The organism is Mucilaginibacter sp. 5C4, assembly GCF_034345625.1.
Taxonomy (GTDB): Bacteria; Bacteroidota; Bacteroidia; order Sphingobacteriales; family Sphingobacteriaceae; genus Mucilaginibacter; species Mucilaginibacter aurantiaciroseus.
In genome coordinates this window covers 559,412-577,642 of sequence record NZ_CP133775.1, presented here as the reverse complement: position 1 = coordinate 577,642, position 18,231 = coordinate 559,412, and the positions used below count along the sequence as shown (strand labels likewise).

At 44.4% G+C, this 18,231-nt stretch carries 22 protein-coding genes; 7 read left to right on the top strand and 15 right to left on the bottom strand.

Annotated elements, in window-relative coordinates:
* Positions 1-19 precede the first annotated feature (19 nt).
* The 8 genes from RHM67_RS02655 to RHM67_RS02620 form a co-directional block, all read right to left on the bottom strand.
* A complete protein-coding gene (locus RHM67_RS02655) occupies positions 20-529 on the bottom strand; it encodes a hypothetical protein (RefSeq protein WP_322230431.1) in 510 nt (169 codons plus the stop codon).
* Complete coding sequence (locus tag RHM67_RS02650) at positions 526-945, bottom strand: hypothetical protein (RefSeq protein ID WP_322230429.1); 420 nt, start codon at positions 943-945, stop codon at positions 526-528. The genes RHM67_RS02655 and RHM67_RS02650 overlap by 4 nt, the downstream gene beginning before the upstream one ends.
* A gap of 162 nt (positions 946-1,107) precedes the next feature.
* A complete protein-coding gene (locus RHM67_RS02645; protein ID WP_322230427.1) occupies positions 1,108-1,293 on the bottom strand; it encodes a hypothetical protein in 186 nt (61 codons plus the stop codon).
* A gap of 81 nt (positions 1,294-1,374) precedes the next feature.
* Positions 1,375-1,953, bottom strand: coding sequence for a peroxiredoxin-like family protein (locus RHM67_RS02640; protein WP_322230424.1), 579 nt, complete (start codon positions 1,951-1,953; stop codon positions 1,375-1,377).
* Positions 1,954-2,031: 78 nt separating this feature from the next.
* Positions 2,032-2,310, bottom strand: coding sequence for a hypothetical protein (locus tag RHM67_RS02635; RefSeq protein ID WP_322230421.1), 279 nt, complete (start codon positions 2,308-2,310; stop codon positions 2,032-2,034).
* 56 nt (positions 2,311-2,366) lie between these two features.
* The gene (locus tag RHM67_RS02630; RefSeq protein ID WP_322230418.1) at positions 2,367-2,642 is read right to left on the bottom strand and encodes a hypothetical protein; all 276 of its coding nucleotides are present in this window, start codon (positions 2,640-2,642) and stop codon (positions 2,367-2,369) included.
* A gap of 2 nt (positions 2,643-2,644) precedes the next feature.
* Positions 2,645-2,968, bottom strand: a complete 324-nt coding sequence (locus tag RHM67_RS02625; RefSeq protein WP_322230416.1) for a hypothetical protein — start codon at positions 2,966-2,968, stop codon at positions 2,645-2,647.
* A 2-nt stretch (positions 2,969-2,970) separates the two neighbouring features.
* Positions 2,971-3,210, bottom strand: coding sequence for an RNA polymerase sigma factor (locus tag RHM67_RS02620; RefSeq protein ID WP_322230414.1), 240 nt, complete (start codon positions 3,208-3,210; stop codon positions 2,971-2,973).
* A 161-nt stretch (positions 3,211-3,371) separates the two neighbouring features.
* Between RHM67_RS02620 and RHM67_RS02615 the strand changes: the two genes are divergently transcribed.
* Genes RHM67_RS02615 through RHM67_RS02605 form a run of 3 tightly spaced genes read left to right on the top strand, consistent with a single transcriptional unit; the run spans position 3,372 to position 5,663 of the window.
* Positions 3,372-4,166: a DUF1223 domain-containing protein gene (locus RHM67_RS02615; protein ID WP_322230411.1), complete on the top strand. Its 795-nt coding sequence runs from the start codon at positions 3,372-3,374 to the stop codon at positions 4,164-4,166.
* Positions 4,167-4,201: 35 nt separating this feature from the next.
* Positions 4,202-4,897, top strand: coding sequence for a cytochrome b/b6 domain-containing protein (locus RHM67_RS02610; RefSeq protein WP_322230408.1), 696 nt, complete (start codon positions 4,202-4,204; stop codon positions 4,895-4,897).
* The gene (locus RHM67_RS02605; RefSeq protein ID WP_322230405.1) at positions 4,887-5,663 is read left to right on the top strand and encodes a molybdopterin-dependent oxidoreductase; all 777 of its coding nucleotides are present in this window, start codon (positions 4,887-4,889) and stop codon (positions 5,661-5,663) included. The genes RHM67_RS02610 and RHM67_RS02605 overlap by 11 nt, the downstream gene beginning before the upstream one ends.
* Here the strand turns inward: RHM67_RS02605 and RHM67_RS02600 are convergent, their stop codons facing one another.
* The gene (locus tag RHM67_RS02600) at positions 5,664-6,821 is read right to left on the bottom strand and encodes an alpha/beta hydrolase (RefSeq protein ID WP_322230402.1); all 1,158 of its coding nucleotides are present in this window, start codon (positions 6,819-6,821) and stop codon (positions 5,664-5,666) included. It lies immediately after the preceding gene.
* Positions 6,822-6,917: 96 nt separating this feature from the next.
* Here RHM67_RS02600 and RHM67_RS02595 point away from each other — a divergent pair, with 96 nt between their 5' ends.
* Entirely contained in the window at positions 6,918-7,781 is an 864-nt protein-coding gene (locus RHM67_RS02595; protein WP_322230399.1) for an alpha/beta hydrolase, read from the top strand.
* A gap of 108 nt (positions 7,782-7,889) precedes the next feature.
* Here RHM67_RS02595 and RHM67_RS02590 read toward each other — a convergent pair whose 3' ends face one another.
* On the bottom strand, positions 7,890-9,791 hold the full coding sequence (locus RHM67_RS02590) for a beta-N-acetylhexosaminidase (protein ID WP_322230396.1): 1,902 nt from the start codon (positions 9,789-9,791) through the stop codon (positions 7,890-7,892).
* A 225-nt stretch (positions 9,792-10,016) separates the two neighbouring features.
* Between RHM67_RS02590 and RHM67_RS02585 the strand changes: the two genes are divergently transcribed.
* Positions 10,017-11,414, top strand: coding sequence for a Gfo/Idh/MocA family oxidoreductase (locus RHM67_RS02585; RefSeq protein WP_322230394.1), 1,398 nt, complete (start codon positions 10,017-10,019; stop codon positions 11,412-11,414).
* Between the two features lie 327 nt (positions 11,415-11,741).
* Here RHM67_RS02585 and RHM67_RS02580 read toward each other — a convergent pair whose 3' ends face one another.
* Together RHM67_RS02580 and RHM67_RS02575 are read right to left on the bottom strand one after the other, a co-directional pair.
* Positions 11,742-12,725 (bottom strand): glycoside hydrolase family 43 protein, encoded by a 984-nt coding sequence (locus RHM67_RS02580; protein WP_322230391.1) that lies wholly within the window; start codon positions 12,723-12,725, stop codon positions 11,742-11,744.
* Between the two features lie 4 nt (positions 12,726-12,729).
* Positions 12,730-13,473 carry a YdcF family protein gene (locus RHM67_RS02575; RefSeq protein WP_322230388.1) on the bottom strand — a complete coding sequence of 248 codons (744 nt, stop codon included), beginning with the start codon at positions 13,471-13,473 and terminating at the stop codon, positions 12,730-12,732.
* A gap of 350 nt (positions 13,474-13,823) precedes the next feature.
* Between RHM67_RS02575 and RHM67_RS02570 the strand changes: the two genes are divergently transcribed.
* On the top strand, positions 13,824-14,336 hold the full coding sequence (locus RHM67_RS02570; protein WP_322230385.1) for a hypothetical protein: 513 nt from the start codon (positions 13,824-13,826) through the stop codon (positions 14,334-14,336).
* Positions 14,337-14,447: 111 nt separating this feature from the next.
* On the top strand, positions 14,448-15,119 hold the full coding sequence (locus RHM67_RS02565; protein WP_322230383.1) for a response regulator transcription factor: 672 nt from the start codon (positions 14,448-14,450) through the stop codon (positions 15,117-15,119).
* A gap of 33 nt (positions 15,120-15,152) precedes the next feature.
* Here the strand turns inward: RHM67_RS02565 and RHM67_RS02560 are convergent, their stop codons facing one another.
* The 3 genes from RHM67_RS02560 to RHM67_RS02550 are packed head-to-tail and all read right to left on the bottom strand — an operon-like array spanning position 15,153 to position 18,227.
* Positions 15,153-15,785 carry a gluconate 2-dehydrogenase subunit 3 family protein gene (locus RHM67_RS02560; RefSeq protein ID WP_322230380.1) on the bottom strand — a complete coding sequence of 211 codons (633 nt, stop codon included), beginning with the start codon at positions 15,783-15,785 and terminating at the stop codon, positions 15,153-15,155.
* Between the two features lie 6 nt (positions 15,786-15,791).
* On the bottom strand, positions 15,792-17,528 hold the full coding sequence (locus RHM67_RS02555) for a GMC family oxidoreductase (RefSeq protein WP_322230378.1): 1,737 nt from the start codon (positions 17,526-17,528) through the stop codon (positions 15,792-15,794).
* A gap of 39 nt (positions 17,529-17,567) precedes the next feature.
* On the bottom strand, positions 17,568-18,227 hold the full coding sequence (locus RHM67_RS02550) for a DUF1080 domain-containing protein (protein ID WP_322230375.1): 660 nt from the start codon (positions 18,225-18,227) through the stop codon (positions 17,568-17,570).
* Positions 18,228-18,231: the final 4 nt, after the last annotated feature.

Below are 18,231 nucleotides of genomic sequence, written 5' to 3'. Positions count from 1 at the left end.
ACTTTTGACTTATCTTATCTTATTGTACTTGCGATACCACAATCTTATCCAAATTATGCAAATACCTGCGGCCGGTCTTAAAATCGGTAGCGGATGTCATTTGCATGCTCTCGGGCATTTTATCGGCTTTGATACCGTTCTTTTCCATAATGATGTACACATGATTGCCAACTTCGGTATTGTACAATTCATTCCATGAGTACACCACTTTGTAGCCATCTATCCCGGTACAAACAAAGTAAAAACGACTAAGCAATTTTGGGCTGGTAGTTTTGAATTTGGTATGCGATAACACATCCTTCAGCAGGATTCCTTTCAGTTCATCATCCTGGTGTTTAAATGCACCGGCATGGTCAGTCACCTTAATATCGCCTATAGGGCTAATGGTATATTGCTTCAGCGAATCCATGGTAATGACGGATTCCTTCACGACATCGCCGGTGATGGCAAATTTTAGGGTTTGTTGGTTTTTATCCTGCGCCATGGCAGCGCCGGTACATAGTAGCAATAGTATTATTAGTTTTTTCATAACTCCCAATTGTATTTAAGCGCTTCTAATTTAGGGACAAGGCAAGAATTATTTTCGTTAGTGTCTGATACAAAAATTTTAACCTTATCGTCGGGCCGTTTTTCTGACAAAACAGAATAATCGGTTCTTGATTTTCCAAACACCTTATGCTGATGGATCCTTGTAAAGTAATAGTTTACCTCTACGCCCCGCTTTACTGCATCAATAGAAACAATGGTTGCTTCATACACACTCCCGTTCTGATATAATTTGTACGCTTTTAATACGGGCAAAGTGCCGACGATGAAAAACACAACTCCTACAATCAAAAAAACACCCGGCAGCATATAAAAAATATAAAACGGGAAGCTAAATGCCTCTAAACCCACAATTTTTGATTCGTTGTTAAGCACTTTTACTTTGATCTCATCGCCCACTTTCCAATCTACGATCTTCTCAAGTTCCAGCGTTTCAAACTTATCCCCAACTGTTTGGTTATTATATTGGTAGCTATAACTAATAATAGCCGGGTGTTGGCCGTTTATCGAAACATTTTACAGCTGAGTCATATAGATTATCTTAGCCGGTACCTCAACACCTTATGCTTCTATCTTTTTATGATTGTATTGTTCGTATGGTTGCTTACTCGTAAGCGCGATAAAACTAATAAATGGAAGGAGAACAAGGATAGATATAACTGGAAACACCAAGCCCAGGATGGCAATCGGGCCACGTTGTTTAATCAATCGTATTAAAGCTGAAGTACCAACTCTTCTTTTGTCCATTGTGATAAATATTAGGCTAAACTAAAAAGCTCAAGATCGCGTAAGCAACCCTGAGCAAATTACTAAATATACGGTACTAATTTAAAGCGCCGCCAAAATATCTTTTACGGATGCACGCTTGGCATAATCCTTATCGAAGTGTACAAAGGCTATTTTGCCCGCGCTGTTTATGACGTAGGTGGCAGGCACAGGCAGCACATTATCGGTATTGCCGTTTGCCTTGCTCATATCTAAGCCGTAGCCTTTGTATTTAATAACGGTGGCATCTTCCATCACGTAGTTTACGCCATAACTTTTCATAATGCTGTAACCCTTATCTTCTATTATAGAATAAGTAGCTTTTGTTTTGATTGCTGTTTTGCTAATGTTCTCAGCAGTCTCGGGTGTTACACCAATTACATACGCGCCCTTGCCGGTAAGCAATTGTAACGAATCCTGAATGTGCTGCATTTGCTTATTACAATATGGGCACCACTGGCCGCGGTAAAAAAACAATACCACCTTTTTGTTTGATCTTAAAAGTGCTTTCAGGTCAACCATTTTACCGGAGTTATCTTTCGCGGTGAATGCAGGCGCAACATCGCCTACCTTTAATCCGGTTTGTGCCATTACCTGCACCGAGAATAAAAACCCAATTGCTATTAATATATACTTCTTCATATTCATCTTTAAAAATTTAGCATTAAACAAAAGAGGGGGATTTTAGCTCCCCCCTCTTTTCTTACACAAAACACCTCATTACATTTTACTACCCATTTTGTCTTCTGCCATTTTATCGGCTTCCACCTTTTTGTCTATTTTAGACATTTTTTTCTTTTTCATCTTCATCTTGTCGTCTTTCATATTCATCTTATCATCCTTCATTTTCATTTTGCCGGTATCAATAGCGGCAACGTTGGTGCTGATGGCGCGGTTAACCGAGTGGGCATTCACGTTAACACTAAAGCATAAAGCAATAACAGCAGTTAGCAGCATTGCCGAAAAAGTTGACCTTTGTTTTTTATTGTAAGTTTTCATTTGTTTTTGGTTTTTAATTTCCTCCTTTGTCGGGCGGGTTAAACTATCCTTACAATTTATTTTTTGTTGAGTTTGTCTTCTATCTGCACCTGCATAGCTTCTTTAAAATCGTCATCCAGTTTTATCGTACTGCTTACATCAGTTTTTAAAAGCTGCTTTATCATCTCACTTATTTTGGTGCTTTGCTTTACATAAAGGGTGCATACACCACAGCACGCAAGATGAATACGCAGTTCTATCCCCTCTCTAAAAGTGAGCTTGCTCAGCATCCGCTTCTCTATCAAAAAAGTGGCCTGCCTGCAGTTATATATTATGTTTTTTAAGTCGCTCATATCTACATCCAGTTTTTTTGAAGGCAGGCCCTCAGGTTAAGTTTTGCCCGGTGAATAATTACCCAAAAGTTTGACGGGCTGATCTTTAATTCGGCACATACAAAATCGGTGTCCTCATCGTCCATATGTTTCATGGTAAAAACCGAGAGCCACAAGGCGGGCAGCTTTTCCATACATTTTGTAAGGATGTGGTTAAACTCCTTATTCATTAAGATTTCCGCACTATCTAATCCAAACTTTTGCGGGGCATGCTCTTTTGTCCAGTGCCCGTCATCAGCATTAAAAAATTCCTGCTGCTCGGCTTCGGCCTTATCAACCTCTGCCATCTTTAAGCCGGATGTTTTTTTACGGTATGTGTCAGGATAGCCGTTAGCCACGTACGTTCCGAACTTTTGCCCGCGAATTTCTGCAAGCCCTGCAACGCCGACAGGAAAGTTTCCTGCACCAGGTCGCGCGACTGCTCTTCGTCGTTCACACGGGTTATGGTATATCTGTATAAGTAGTCGGCGTGATTTTTCACCCAATTCTTCGGGTCGAGCTGGTGGATTTCTGGGCCCTGATCTGTCATGTTCATTTATAAATCTGTTGCGTTAGTCGTAGTTTTATAACAATCCTTACAAAATTTATTAGCCGTACCTTACGTATGTAAATAAGGCGCATTTATAAATGTAATATTATTTGTAAGGATTTGATTAGCACCACGACTAAGCCCATAAAAACGCATCCGTCATGAAAAACATAAAAATATTTACAGTAATAGGATGCCTTGCTGTTGCAGGGTTGCTGTTTGCCGGTTTTGCCAGATCAAACAAGCCGATAGTTACTAATGGCGATGATAAAGGCTTCGCGGTGGTAGAATTATTCACTTCCGAGGGTTGCTCCAGCTGCCCGCCTGCCGATGAACTGCTTGCCCGTGTGCAAAAAGAAAATATAGGCAAGCCCGTGTACATCCTGGCCTACCACGTAGATTACTGGAACCGTCTTGGCTGGAAAGATGTTTTTAGCAGCGCAGATTTCAGCAAGCGCCAAAGCACCTACGCCAGTTGGTTAAACCTAAGCGGCGTTTATACCCCACAAGCCATTGTAAACGGCCGTACCGAGTTTGTAGGCTCGGCACAAGGCACATTGCATAATGCCATTCGCACCAGCTTGGCAAAAGCATCAAAAACACAAATTACCCTATCGGGATTAGCTGTTACTAAAGACAAAGCAATTCTAAAATATACTATCGAAGACGCAGCAGCCAACTCATTACTGATGTTGGCTTTGGTACAAAAGAACGCCACCTCTGTGGTTAAAAGTGGTGAGAATGGCGGCCGCACGCTATCGCACATCCAGATCGTGAACAAATTGCAAACCATCCCGTTAGGGAATAATAAACCCGGCGAAGCCAATATCGGGTTGCCGCATAATTTTTCGGCTTTAGGGTGGGAGGTTATAGCATTTGTGCAAAATACCCAAACCGGCGAGATCACTGCGTCTACCCGTTCGTCATTCCCGCAAACGGCTATGGCAAGTAATTAGTTCAGCATCAATATTTAATGCTATTTTTATATTAAATGAAAGCGATAAAAGAAAAACATTCCTTAGCTATGCGGTGGACACATTGGGTAAACTTCCCGATCCTCACCATTATGATCTGGAGCGGGATGCTTATTTATTGGGCTAACGATACGTATACCTTTGGCCTGTTTGGGCATACGTTTTTCAGGTTTTTCCCCGATTGGTTTAATATCGCTTTAAACATTCCAAAGCGCCTGTCCGAAGGGATGGCCTTCCACTTTTTGTTTATGTGGTTTTTTACCATCAACGGTGTGGTGTATGTGTTATACACGCTCTTCTCTGGCGAGTGGCGGGAATTGGTACCCAAGCGTAATTCGTTTAAAGAGGCCTGGCAGGTGCTGTTACATGATCTGCATATCCATAAAATGGCGCCGCCTCAAAAGAAATACAATGCCGCGCAGCGGATAGCTTATACCGCCATCATCATCATGGGCTTTGGCTCGCTCATTACCGGGCTGGCTATTTATAAACCCGTACAGTTTAATACCCTAACCTGGCTTTGCGGCGGGTACCACGCCGCACGGATAGAGCATTTTGTATTGACCATTGGCTACGTATTTTTCTTTATCATCCACGTGGTGCAGGTTGTACTTGCCGGGTGGCGTAATTTCCAATCGGTTATCACCGGGTTCGAAGTGATGGATGATCGGCCCAAACGTATTATTAAACCCATATCGAGCGATGAAAAGTAAAAAGCCAAAAAAGCCGCTCACCATCGAGCAGAAAATAAACCGGCGCACATTTATTTCGTTCGGTACGTTCGCGGTGCTGTCGGGTGCGGCTTACAAAGGATGGAGCTGGCTAAAAAATTCGCCAAAGGAAGTACGCACGGTTACGGCGGGAGCCAAAGCACCTTTGCGCCGGGCATTAAACAAAACTGAACTGGCCTTCCGCAGATTATACAGCAACAATAACCTCGTTAAAACCTATCCAAAAGACCGCGCTGCCAAAACGGTGCGGTATAATAGCGCCATTGGCCTGCAGCCCAAATCCGATGTGGAGAATTGGAAATTGGAGGTAAAAAAGCAATCGGGCGAGGTAATGAACATTGCCCTGGATCAGATCAAAGCCCTGCCTAAAACAGACTTGATCTTCGATTTTAAATGTGTGGAAGGCTGGGACCAGATCTCGCACTGGGGTGGCGTAAAATTCAGCGATTTTATAGAACACTTTAATTTGGGCGACCAGGCCAAACTGGATTACGTAGGCATGGCTACGCCAGATAAAAAGTATTACGTAGGTATCGATATGCCAAGCGCCATGCACCCCCAAACCCTATTGGCTTATGAGATGAACGACCAGCCGCTGATCCCCAAGCATGGCGAACCGTTGCGGCTCATCATCCCGGTAAAGTATGGTATCAAAAACTTAAAGTGTATTGGCAGCATGGTGTTCAGCAACCAGCGCCCACCCGATTACTGGGCCGAGATAGGATACGATTATTACTCGGGCTTGTAGTTACTTACAAACGGTATTTACAAAGCGTTCTACCACGTAGGTTGATAGCTGGCCGCCCGGCCCGTTGATATTATAATCGAACCCGTGGGTTGCCCATGGCAGGTTAAGGTAGTAATGTTTCACACCATTCTCGGTCAGCTTCGCGTCCAGTTTATGGCTGTGTATGGGCGATACCAGCACATCATTTTCTCCGTGGATAATGAGCGTAGGCACGGTTTGCTTATTAACAAATTCAATTGGCGAACTGGCAAAATATTTATTGGGCACAGCATTATAGGTGCCCCCAAGGTAGCGCTCCATCACCCCGCGCGAGTCCATCACCAACTTACTGGCCGGTTTCGAATATCCCCAAACCATATCTGCCGGGCCATAAAAATTGACGATGCCTTTCAGTCCGTTTTGCGGGCGATTGTAGGCCGATAAAAGGGCAATTTGTGCCCCCGCCGAGCGGCCCAAAAGCACAAAATTATTGGTATCGATGTCCAATTTATCCGCATTTTTGCGGAGGTAAGCTAATGCTTGATCCACATCTTCAATTGCCAACGGCGCTTTATACTGCGGTGCTAAACGGTAGTTGATGGATGCCACATTATAGCCTTCGGTAGCAAGGTAGCTGTTCAGTTCGGGCAATTGTTGGCTGTCGCCGCTGCTCCAGGAGCCGCCATGAACCACTAGCACACAAGGCTTTTTACCGCTAACCTGCGCAGGGTAATAATCAAGGGTTAACCTATGAGCCTCGCTGTAAGTTATTGTCTGATAGGCGAATGGCTTCACCGCGCCTTTAAATAGTTTTGTAAAACTAAATACCGGTTGGGTATTATCACCATTGATAATGGTGCTGCCCGGGCCAAAGGCGGTATTGAAATTTTGCTTTAATGTTGATGCTACCATGTAAGCCCTCGCAACAGGCGAAAGGAATAAAACCAAAGCCAAAACACCTATTAGTATTGATGCCGACTGGTATTTTTCCACCCAAAAACAGCCTATTAATAGCAAGCCTGTTAAGCCAATAAATATCAACGGAAATTCGGATACAGCTATAGCCAACACCCATAAATGATATGTAGGCGCTTTAAAAACTGTTAATAGCGAAGCAAAAAATAACAAAACAAGAAATGCCAGCAAAATAACACCCACAATTTTTAACATTTGCTTCATATACGTAAAACCGGCTTGTTTGATACGGCGTAAACTTATATAATTTACCCCTATCCGCTCAATTTTAATTTTTAGCTTTGAATAGCTATCTACCATATGAAAAAACTGAAGCGAATTGTACAGGATGTTAAAACCCTTGTAACCGAAAATATGCCAAATGAGCTGAACACCCTGCTTTGGCAATTGATCTGCTACCCGCCAAAAATGCCTTTGCGTTTGCAGCAGGAGCAGCTTTTGGCAAAGGCCGAAAAATTTAGTGTTATTGTGGATGACCCATACTTCACCAATCAACGATTACAGGTAAACTGTTTTAAGTGGGGCAACGGCAGCACACGAGTGTTAATAAGCCATGGCTGGGGATCCAAAGCGATGGATTTTGACGGATTGATAAATGCGCTTAAGGAAAACCCTAATTTGCAGATCATAGCTTTTGACGCGCCTGCTAACGGCAGTTCGGAAGGTGACTTGTCTAATCTGCTGTTATTTGCAAATGCGGTTAAAGCAGTAATCGCGGCAAAAGGCGAGCCTGATATTGCTATCGGACATTCGTTTGGTACTATGGCTAACGTATCGGCATTAACAGATCTCTGTATCACTCCAAAATTGCTCATTAGTATCGCACCGTTTATTTTACTACAGGAAAACTTCATCAGAAGTATGACAGCCGTTGGCGTACCAGCCGATGCGCAGCAAGCTTTCCTGGACGATTTCAAATCGCGCTACGGCATCTACCCATCAGAGTACGCTATGCAAAAGCTTTATAAGTTTGATGATACCCTAAACCACTGGCTGGCCTATGATGAACTGGACACGATGCTGCCCGATGCCTCCCTGCAAGCTTTTTTGCAAGCCCACCCATCCATCAAAACCCAAAATTACAGCGGTGCCGGGCACGAGCGCATCATTAAATCGGCAGAGTTAATTGCAGATGTGGCAGATAAGATAAATGAGGTTTTGTAAACCGGCTATGCGTATCAAAGCACTTTAAATAACGCACTATACCTATCGTTATAGCAGAAAAGCCGCACCAAAATGGCGCGGCTTTCTTATGCAAACTAATAGAGGCAACTATTTTCCTAACCTGCTTTTTAACTCATCAATAGGCATGCTGATCATACGGCCAACAGGTTTTTTACCACGGTAGGTAATAACCTTCATTTGTGTGGCATCTATTGGGATGTTAAGAACCCCGGTATATTTCGGATAAAAACAATCGGGGTATGAATTATCAAAACTATAGTAAGTATCAAGCCCTTGCACCTCGTTAGTTAGGGTAACATTTAAAGTGCTGTCAACATTACGGCCCGGTTTAAAATCCGGGTCGTACGCGCTTGGGGCATATTTAACCTCGGCCTGGTTAAAGCGGTCAAAATGCTTCTCCACCTTGGTGAAAAATGTATTAAAGTTCTTTTTAGATGCCGGCGACCATACGCTTTCTGCTACTGCAAAACCACGCGGCCAGGTCATATATTCCGCCTGGCGAATGTTGTACACCTGCTCTGTCCATAAGTTAGCTTGTCCGCCCTTTATCATTTTGGCATCAACGCCTGCCGGTACCGGGTCAAACTCGTAAGTTTTGCTCAAACGCAAGCTGGCGTATACATGCGGCTCCATTACACGGTCGCTTTGCATATAATCAAGGTAAACAAAGGTTGTAGGGCTCATTACCACCTCGTGGCCAAGCTTAGCAGCTTCGATACCGCCTTTAACCCCGCGCCAGCTCATTAATGCAGCGTTGGGGCCAATGCCACCTTCCAGAATCTCATCCCATCCCATAAATTTTTTACCTTTAGATTCTACGATCTTTTCAAGGCGTTTTTCGAAGTAAGATTGTACTTCTTCCTGTGTTTTCAGGTTTTCTTTCGCCATAAGGGCTTTCACCTGGTCGCTTTGCTCCCAAAAGTTTTTGGCACACTCATCGCCGCCCATGTGGATGTACGGGAACGGGAACAACTCTGCAATCTCACCAACTACCTTATCTAAAAAGGTATAGGTGAACTCACCTGCCGGGTTTAGCGTATTATCTACCATTGCCGGGTGGCCGGGTTTACTCCAATCCATTATTTTTTCGCCCGAGCGTACCACATATTTATCGGCACCGGCAGTAGCCGATAATTCCGGATATGCCGCTACAGCCGCAAGGCTATGGCCGGGTACATCAATCTCGGGCATAATGTTTACAAAGCGCGCATTAGCATATTTGATCACTTCGCGGATATCATCCTGGGTGTAAAAACCACCGTAGTTACGTGGCTCGTTAGGTTTTGGTGGCGTAAAATCTCCAAAGCTGCCTTCGCGTTTAACGTTGTAAGCACCAACCGTGGTCAGTTTTGGGTAGCTTTTTATCTCAACTCTCCAGCCCTCGTCATCGGTTAAGTGCCAGTGAAACAGATTAAGTTTATATTTAGCCATGTTATCAATGTAGCTCATTACCTCTTTTTTGGTGAAGAAGTGGCGCGATACATCAAACATTAAACCCCTCCACTCAAAGCGGGGATAATCGGTAATATCAACAATTGGTACGGTCCATTTTACATTAGCTATTACCTTACCTTCAATCTCGTTTGGCAACAGTTGCAAAAGCGTTTGTACACCGTAGTATAAACCTGCCGGGGTGTTGGCCCTGATGGTAACACCCTTGGCTTTTGCCGATAGGTAGTAACCCTCTTTACCAATTACATTATCCATGGTTTTATTAAGCACCAGTTTAATGGCGGCATCGGCAGCAACGGGTTTTACTTTGATGACCTTGCCGGTAGCGGTGCTAAACTTGTTTTTGATCAGGTCCAGTATCGGCGTCATTTCGGCTTGCGGCGCTGCCTGTATGGTAAGCGTTTTTGGCAAAGTATAAGTGCCTGGGTGTTCGGTGATTTTAACCGGTTCGGGGATGATGGCAAGCTTAGCGTCGGCTTGGCCATAGGCAAGCGTTCCAACAAGGCAGGAACATACCAATAAAGATAGTTTTTTCATGGAGTATAATTGAGGTTTTTACTATTGGAGTAACAACATGCAATTTATAACTTTTTAAATAATATTAATAAGTTTTTTCCACTTCAAATTAGAGATTGTAACTGGCTGAATATTAATATCGGGAAACATATTATCGTTATCGCTTTTTTATTAAATTGCCTGTCATAAACCACCAATTGCGCCTGCAATTTATTAATCAATTTTTAAGCTAATTTAAATTACACCATGTCAACCGACCGTAGAAAGTTTTTGAAGCACCTGGGTACATCCGTTTTGCTTACCTCGGCATCGCTCACCAGTTTAGCAGCCAAAGAAGAAAATGAAGTTAGGATACTGCGCGATGAAAAGCGCGTAACCCCTAATGATAAAATACGGATAGCCACCATTGGCATGGGCATCATGGGCTTTAACGATACCAATGCCGCTTTATCAGTACCCGGCGTGGAGATGGTTGCCGCCTGCGACCTTTACAAAGGCCGCCTTGCACATGCTAAAGAAGTGTACGGCAAAAACCTGTTCACCACCATGGATCACCGCGAGATACTGGAGCGCAAAGATATTGACGCCGTGATAATTGCCACCAGCGATAACTGGCATAGCCAAATAGCCATAGATGCCATGAAAAAAGGCAAAGCGGTTTACAGCGAAAAGCCGATGATCCACAAAATTAGCCAGGGGCTGGAAGAGATCCGCGTGCAAAAGGAAACCAAGATGGTTTTCCAGGTGGGAAGCCAGCGGGTAAGCAGTATTGCTTACCGCAAAGCCAAGGAAATGTACGAATCGGGCGCTATTGGCAGGATCAATTCTATCGAAGCATCATTTAACCGCCAAAGCGCTTTAGGCGCATGGCAATATACCATACCTACCGACGGTAACATCCAAAACGTAGATTGGGCACGCTACCAGAGCAACGCAAGTGTTAAGCACGATTTTGATAAAAACAGGTTTTTCCGTTGGAGGAATTACCGCGAGTACGGTACCGGTGTTGCCGGCGATCTGTTCGTTCACTTATTAAGCGGCATCCACTTTATAACCGGCTCTAAAGGCCCGGAAAGTATTTATTCCATTGGCGATTTGGACTATTGGAAAGATGGCCGCAACGTGCCCGATGTAATGAGCGCGATTGTACGCTATGGCGAAACTAAAGAGCACCCGGCGTTTCAGGTTACTTTGCGTGTAAACTTTATTAGCGGCGAGGGCGACAAAACAATAACTAAAATTGTAGGTTCTGAAGGCGTTATGGATATTGGGGGTGAAGGCGAAGCTTTCACTATTCACCAAAATAAAATGCCTGATGCCCCTGGTATCGGTGGCTGGGACTCGTTATCTACTTATACAGAAAGCGAGCAAAAAACACTGATGGACGATTATAACAAACGGTGGACAAAAGCACAGCAGACCACGCCACAATTCCAGCCAATAAATTACCGCGCGCCCGATGGTTACAACGCGTCTAACGACCACTTCGCCAACTTTATGGAATCGGTACGCACTGGCAAGCCGGTTGTGGAGGATGCCGTATTTGGTTTCAGAGCCGCTGCACCGGCTTTAGCTTGTAACGACAGTTACTTTGAAAACAAGCTGATTCATTGGGATGCGGAGAATATGAAGATAGTTGGGTAGAGGGCGAGAATCAAGACTTATAGATTCAAGAAACAAGACCGCTATAACAGAAAAGCCCCTGATAATTCAGCTGCTTTTTAATGGGGTGTCCCACTCAATATATTACGAATAAGATTTTTTGCTTAATGCGCTAACAATTAATATGTTACATTTTTGTCTTTTTAAACAAAAAAGTCGAATTGAATTATAAGTAATTGATTATTAATTACTTATAATTTTTGAAGGGTGTCCCACTCGTTTCTGAATGGGAGGGAATGGGACACCTTTTTTTATCACTTTTTTCCGCTCTTTTTTCGACTTTCATTCGCCTCCGAGTATACCTAAAACCTACTTTATCCTACTGGCGCTCGCCCCCTCATTAGTCATCTTAACGGGCTTGATCAAACCATCCTTATCGAAGATCATTTTATCTATACAGGTTACGCGGTGGTTGCCGTCTGTCTCGGCAAGCGGGCGGCGGTGGTAAATAATATACCATTCATCTTTCCCCGGCACTTGTATCACCGAGTGGTGGCCTGCACCCGTAGCCATGGCAGGGTCTTGCTTTAATACCACACCGATTTTTTTGAAAGGGCCGTTTATGCTGTTACCAACGGCATAGGCTACCTGGTAATCCGGGCCTGTCCAGCCGCCTTCGCTCCACATAAAGTAGTATTTCCCCTTACGGATAAACATGATAGGGCCTTCTACATAACCCTCAGGCGTCATTTCTTTAAAGGTTTTGCCATCTGCAGCGGGTTCAACCCCTGTAAAATCGTTCTTTAGCTTCGCGATGTTGCAATGGCCCCATCCGCCATAAATAATATAGTATTGGCCGTCGGTATCTTTAAATACAAACTGGTCAATAGGTTGCGCGCCATTAACAATTTTATCTATAAGTGGCTTGCCTAAATAATCTTTAAACGGCCCTTCGGGTTTATCGGCAACGGCTACGCCAATACCGCCATATTCCTTATCACTTTGGATATCATTCGCCCCGAAGAAGAAATAATATTTGCCGCCTTTTTGTACAATGGCCGGCGCCCACATGGCCCGTTTTGCCCATTTCACGTTTGATGAATCAAGCACGTTATCGTGTTTGGTCCAGTTCACCAGGTCGGGCGATGAAAAGGCATCAAAATGCACCTGCTTGTTATATTTATCAGAGTAGGTTGGGTAAACCCAGTATTGCTTGCCAAATATGGCGGCTTCCGGGTCGGCGTACCAGCCCTGTGCTATTGGGTTACCCGATGTTTTTTTAGTCGATTTTTGAGCATACGCGGCCTGCAATATAAAAGCGGACAGCAGTAATAGTATAATAGATTTTTTCATAGGCTTAGTTAAACAAGGCCACAATATAGCCAAGCATTTCTTTAATATACGTATTCCATTTACCAAAAGCATCCGCGTTTGGTACAAGATCCGTTGGCATAATGGCATCGTAACCGGTAATATAATCGCAAGGGTAAGGCACAACAACCAGCCCGGCCTTTTTATAAATGAGCATGGCCCTGCGCATATGGTAGGCCGATGTTACCAGTAAATATGGCGGCTTTAGCCCTGCTTTTTGTAATAACGCTTTAGAGAACGCGGCGTTCTCCATCGTATTACGTGCCTTACTATCTAAAAGCACCAGGCTATCGGCAATGCCTGTCTTTTTCATTTGTTGTGCAACAAAACCGGCCTCTGTAAAACCATCGGGGTTTATATCAGCATTGCCGCCACTAAAAAGCAAGTGTTTGGCCGTGCCTTGTTCAAGCAACTTTACAGCGGTGCTATACCGGCCGGCAGCGGCATTAAAATGGCCTTCGCCATTTTTGCCTTCAGATACAAAACCACCCAAAAGTATGGCAGCACTATATTGTTGTGCAGATGCCTGATTAGGTTCAATGTCCCATATACTTGCCATCAAATTAACCGTAAACCTGTTCCCGAAAAACCAGAACATCACAATAGCAAAAATTAGCACCTTACGCTTGCGGCCCCTGTTTTTTGCGAACAAGGCGTAAAGCAACAGGCAAAATACCCAGGTAAGCGGCAAAATAAACACATAAAGCAATTTGGAAAGGATGTATACCATCTGTAAATTAATGTTAGCGCAAATTAATTCAATTTTTAGAAATGGCAGGTGTAACCCATGCTTTATTATACGCGTCAAATAATTTGTGATGGTGATAGGCCCGTGATATTTAATTATATCCGGGCTTTATATTAGATAGCCCGGCTAAAAAAAAATCCCAATTATTATTTTGAATACCTCCCGGGTGTTTGGCTATAACTATATTATTTATTATATTGATTTAAAATGTTTTATCAGCTTAATTACGGGCATAAATACCGCATATTTGGTATTTATGCCCGTAATTATTATTGTTCCTTAGCACTATCAAAAACCTAACAATAATAATTAACAACTAAATATTAAACACAATGAAAAAAATCTTTACTATCGCATTCATCATCCTGGCCGGTTTTGCTACAAAATCGCACGCGCAGGGTTTCAAACTTGGTTTAGGCCTTGAAGGCGCCTTGCCATTAGGTTCGTTAAAAGACTACTACAACGTAGGTGCCGGCTTAACCATCCGTGGTGCTATTGGCATTGATGCATCAAGCGCTGTTACCATAACAACAGGTGCTATCGCCTTTATCCCTAAAGATCTTTCTAATGTAGGCCTTGATACCAAAGCACAGTTGAATATTCCAATTAAAGCAGGTTACAAATACAAATTCGGCGGGCCTTTTTATGGCATTGCCGAGGCTGGTGCAACTATTATAAGATCGTACTTTAGCGATGCCAACGGCAATCTGCAATCTATTGGCAGCACACATTTTACTTATGCACCGGGTATTGGTGTAGACCTGGGTGGCTTTGATGCCAGCATCAGGTACGAGGGCTACCAGGGCCAGGGCTTTATGGGCCTGCGCATTGGGTTTAACTTCTAATAGAATAGCTACAGGCAAATCTAAAATCAACATTTAATAAGGCCGCTTATTAACCTGAGCGGCTTTATTGATTTATAATACTTATTTTTATTGGAGATGAATGTATAGGTTATGAGCACAATACCGGTTGCTATTGTTGATGACAAACGATTGCTTCGCGAAGCCTTATTAAATAATATCTCGTACTACACCGAGATAGACATAGTGCTGCAGGCCTGCGATGGCTCTGACTTTTTAGACGCCCTAAAAAAACTCAGTCCCAAACAACGCCCCCAGGTGGTGCTAATGGATATTGAAATGCCCGTGATGGATGGCATTGAAGCGGTAGCCATTGCCAAAGACCTATACCCCGACATGCATTTTTTAATGCTTACCGTTTTTGATGACGACGATAAACTGTTTGAAGCCATAAAAGCGGGTGCAAGCGGTTACTTGCTTAAAGACGAAAAGGTATCTAACATTGTAAAAGCCATTGCCGAGATTGTACACGAGGGCGGTGTACCTATGTCGCCACGCATAGCCCGCAAGGCCTTGGCGCTATTGCGAAATAAACCAGATGTTGTAGAAGAACCTAAACCCGAAGATGACCATACCCTATCATCCCGCGAAATGGAGATCCTGAACCGCATAGTCGATGGCCTCAACTACCAGGAAATAGGCGAGCGTTTATTCATCAGCCCCCATACCGTACGCAAACACATTGCCAATATTTACGATAAGCTGCATGTAAGCAACAAGGCGTCGGCTATAAAAGTGGCCACCAGTAAAAGGTGGTTCAGTTAAACAAAAAACGCCCCTTTTCAGGAGCGTTTTCAATTAAACTTTAACGTTTTCCATACCGTATTGCTTAAGCACATCCGCGGGTACACCCTGCCATTTGTTAGGGGTATTACCGGCATACCCAATATCCTTGGTGCCCATTTCGCTGCTCCAAAAGCCCGAGGCTGTAAGATCGCGCATGCGGTTAAAGAAGGCTACGCCCTGTGCCATTTCTGGCTTGGCTTTGGCCGGGTAAGCGATCTCGTCCAATATCTGGGTTTTTTGGGTGCTGTTACACTTAATAAACGTGTTGCCGTATCGGTTAAGGCATTGGATGTCCAGCCATTTTAAACCACCACGCATGGGTAGCTTGTGGCTTGGGATATCCTTTACAATAAATTCGATAAACTCGGGCACCTTGGCATCTGATGCACTGCCCGAGTGGGCATCTTTAGGAATAATAATATCTGCAAGCATGGTAATGGTAGCCATTTCATGCTCATCAAAATACTTTTCGGCCAATAATTTATTTTCCCGCTCTACTTCGTAGGGCTGGCGGCCGGGTACTGCTGCGGTTTTCGCATCGGCAGCTGTTTCAACTTTTTTATCGCCCGGTTTACACCCACCCAGGAATAAACTGGTTGATAGTGTGCCTAAACCTATTGCTTTTAGGGAGTCGCGTCTGTTCATGATGCCTTATACATTAAGTTTTTTACGTTCCTGAATAATATATTCTGCGGTGCGCATGCTTAGGGCCAAAATGGTCCATGTAGCATTTTTATCGCCCTGCTGCACAAAAGGCGCGGCATCAACCACAAAAAGGTTTTTACAATCATGCGCCTGGCACCATTTGTTCAATGCCGATTTCTTAGGGTCGTCGCCCATACGCACGGTACCCACTTCGTGGATGATCTTGCCCGGGGCTTCTAAACCGTAGTTCGTGTCTTTACCCTGCATGGTGCCGTAAATAGCGCCCATGTTATGCAATACCTCTTCAAAGGTTTCCTGCATGTGCTTGGCCTGGTTAATCTCGTCGTTAGTCCATTTATAATTGAAACGCAACACCGGGATACCGAACTTATCAACCACACCGTTAGGGTCAATTTCGCAATAATTATCGGCGCGGGCTATGGCAGTACCACGGCCGGCCATGCCCACCTGTGTGCCATAAAAACGGCGGTAATCGTCTTTCAAACCGGCACCGTAGCCACCGGCTTCTTTCTTTTTACCATCGCGGCCCGGCAAAGCGCCGTTCATATCCTGTATGCCACCACCAAAACCGTACGATGGCATTTGCATACCGCCGCCATATTCGATGTGGTAACCACGCGGGAAATCCAGTTTTTTATTATCAAGCCACCACGGCGAGTAAATGTGTACACTGCCCACACCATCCTCGTTATAACGCTTACGGTCCATCAGTTGCGGAAGGAAACCACCCGCGCCTGATCCGGTAGAATCATGCAGGTATTTACCAACAACGCCGCTGCTGTTAGCTAAACCACCCGGGTGGGCGGCCGATTTTGAGTTTAATAATATCCTTGCCGATTCGCCCGCGCTTGCACCCAGTATCACCGTTTTGGCGTTTACCTGGTACTCCTGTAAGTCATCTTTATTTACGTATGATACGCCGGTTGCAACACCATTTTTATCGGTAATTACCTCGCGCACCATGGCGTTGGTAATTACTTTTAAATTGCCGGTTTTCATGGCCGGGATAACCAAACATGATGATGCCGAGAAATCGCCGTAAACCTTACATGCGCGGCCACATTGCCCGCAGAAGAAACAAGCGCCACGGTCTTTGTTGTTTGGCAAGGCCTCGGTTAATACCGAACCACGACCTGTGATAACTTTTACACCTGCTTTGGTTGCACCTTGTTTAATAAAAAGTTCGTTCAAGCGTGGTTTTGGCGGAGGTAAGAAGATACCATCCGGTTCGCTTTCGATATTTTCTACCGTGCCATAAATACCTATCATGCGGTCAACCTTATCGTAGTAGGGTTTCAACTCATCGTAGGTTATAGGCCATGGGTCGGTTAACCCGTCTTTTGGTTTAAAATCCTCGGGGCCCATCCGTAAAGAGATCCTCCCCCAGTGATTTGTACGCCCACCCAGCATCCGCGAACGGAACCAGGCAAACTCGGTACCATCTTTTTGGGTGTAAGGTTCGCCCTCCAATTCCCAGCCGCCATAGGCAGCATCAAAATCACCAAAGGGACGGGTAGTGCCCGCGCCACGGCGTGCAGATTCCCACGCCCATTTTAACTGGTGCGAATCTGTTTTGGGGTCAAAGTAGGCGCCTGCCTCCAACATTAATACTTTAATGCCTGCATTTGCCAAAACGTAGCCGGCCATACCGCCGCCTGCACCCGAGCCTACAACTACTACGTCATAGGTTTCGGTTGTTTTCTTGATCTGTAACTCTTCCATTATTTATATGTCGAACTATAAAATATTTACGTTGATGATTTACAGTTGTTTCAGGGTGATGTTTTTATATGCCACCACCGCACCGTGCGATTGTAAAGCGATGCGGCCTTTTGGATAAGCTGCAAAATCTTTCCAGGTTTTAAATTTGCTGTTGTTCAGCATTTCTATCCACTCGGGGCCGCCTATTTGTACGTCAACAGTTTGTTTACCGTTAAGCCAAAAAGTTAGGTGGCCTTTATCCTTGCGGATCTTGGCGGTGTTCCACTGGCCTGCAGGTTTTGCTGCATCAGCGGGGGCTGCTTTTAAATCATATAATGAGCCTGCAAGGTGGCTTGGTTTTTTATTGTCTTCGGCTTTCACGTTATCTAAAACCTGCATTTCTATACCGGATAGGTAGGTAGCGCCCAAGGCAGGGTCTTCATGCACGCCGAATATAATACCGCTATTACCGCCTTCGGCAATTTTCCAATCAGCAGAAAGCTCATAATTCTCGTACTCGCCATCGGTTACCAGATCTGCTGAATTTGGTGCTTTAGGGTCAAACTGCAAAGCGCCGTCAACAACGCTCCATGGGCCCGCGTCTTTTTGTAAATAAGCATGCCAGCCAGTGGTTGTTTTGCCATCAAATAATTGGGTTTGTGCCATGGTGGTGTACTGTAATGCTGCAACAGCAAGTGCGCTCAAGATTAGTTTTTTCATCGGA

What these genes read in the sequence shown, in the direction of transcription:
- RHM67_RS02655 (WP_322230431.1), bottom strand. Translation starts at nt 529, where the DNA reads ATGAAAAAACTAATAATACTATTGCTACTATGTACCGGCGCTGCCATG.
- RHM67_RS02645 (WP_322230427.1), bottom strand. Translation starts at nt 1,293, where the DNA reads ATGGACAAAAGAAGAGTTGGTACTTCAGCTTTAATACGATTGATTAAA.
- RHM67_RS02640 (WP_322230424.1), bottom strand. Translation starts at nt 1,953, where the DNA reads ATGAAGAAGTATATATTAATAGCAATTGGGTTTTTATTCTCGGTGCAG.
- RHM67_RS02635 (WP_322230421.1), bottom strand. Translation starts at nt 2,310, where the DNA reads ATGAAAACTTACAATAAAAAACAAAGGTCAACTTTTTCGGCAATGCTG.
- RHM67_RS02630 (WP_322230418.1), bottom strand. Translation starts at nt 2,642, where the DNA reads ATGAGCGACTTAAAAAACATAATATATAACTGCAGGCAGGCCACTTTT.
- RHM67_RS02625 (WP_322230416.1), bottom strand. Translation starts at nt 2,968, where the DNA reads ATGGCAGAGGTTGATAAGGCCGAAGCCGAGCAGCAGGAATTTTTTAAT.
- RHM67_RS02620 (WP_322230414.1), bottom strand. Translation starts at nt 3,210, where the DNA reads ATGACAGATCAGGGCCCAGAAATCCACCAGCTCGACCCGAAGAATTGG.
- RHM67_RS02615 (WP_322230411.1), top strand. Translation starts at nt 3,372, where the DNA reads ATGAAAAACATAAAAATATTTACAGTAATAGGATGCCTTGCTGTTGCA.
- RHM67_RS02610 (WP_322230408.1), top strand. Translation starts at nt 4,202, where the DNA reads ATGAAAGCGATAAAAGAAAAACATTCCTTAGCTATGCGGTGGACACAT.
- RHM67_RS02605 (WP_322230405.1), top strand. Translation starts at nt 4,887, where the DNA reads ATGAAAAGTAAAAAGCCAAAAAAGCCGCTCACCATCGAGCAGAAAATA.
- RHM67_RS02600 (WP_322230402.1), bottom strand. Translation starts at nt 6,821, where the DNA reads ATGAAGCAAATGTTAAAAATTGTGGGTGTTATTTTGCTGGCATTTCTT.
- RHM67_RS02595 (WP_322230399.1), top strand. Translation starts at nt 6,918, where the DNA reads ATGAAAAAACTGAAGCGAATTGTACAGGATGTTAAAACCCTTGTAACC.
- RHM67_RS02590 (WP_322230396.1), bottom strand. Translation starts at nt 9,791, where the DNA reads ATGAAAAAACTATCTTTATTGGTATGTTCCTGCCTTGTTGGAACGCTT.
- RHM67_RS02585 (WP_322230394.1), top strand. Translation starts at nt 10,017, where the DNA reads ATGTCAACCGACCGTAGAAAGTTTTTGAAGCACCTGGGTACATCCGTT.
- RHM67_RS02580 (WP_322230391.1), bottom strand. Translation starts at nt 12,725, where the DNA reads ATGAAAAAATCTATTATACTATTACTGCTGTCCGCTTTTATATTGCAG.
- RHM67_RS02575 (WP_322230388.1), bottom strand. Translation starts at nt 13,473, where the DNA reads ATGGTATACATCCTTTCCAAATTGCTTTATGTGTTTATTTTGCCGCTT.
- RHM67_RS02570 (WP_322230385.1), top strand. Translation starts at nt 13,824, where the DNA reads ATGAAAAAAATCTTTACTATCGCATTCATCATCCTGGCCGGTTTTGCT.
- RHM67_RS02565 (WP_322230383.1), top strand. Translation starts at nt 14,448, where the DNA reads ATGAGCACAATACCGGTTGCTATTGTTGATGACAAACGATTGCTTCGC.
- RHM67_RS02560 (WP_322230380.1), bottom strand. Translation starts at nt 15,785, where the DNA reads ATGAACAGACGCGACTCCCTAAAAGCAATAGGTTTAGGCACACTATCA.
- RHM67_RS02555 (WP_322230378.1), bottom strand. Translation starts at nt 17,528, where the DNA reads ATGGAAGAGTTACAGATCAAGAAAACAACCGAAACCTATGACGTAGTA.
- RHM67_RS02550 (WP_322230375.1), bottom strand. Translation starts at nt 18,227, where the DNA reads ATGAAAAAACTAATCTTGAGCGCACTTGCTGTTGCAGCATTACAGTAC.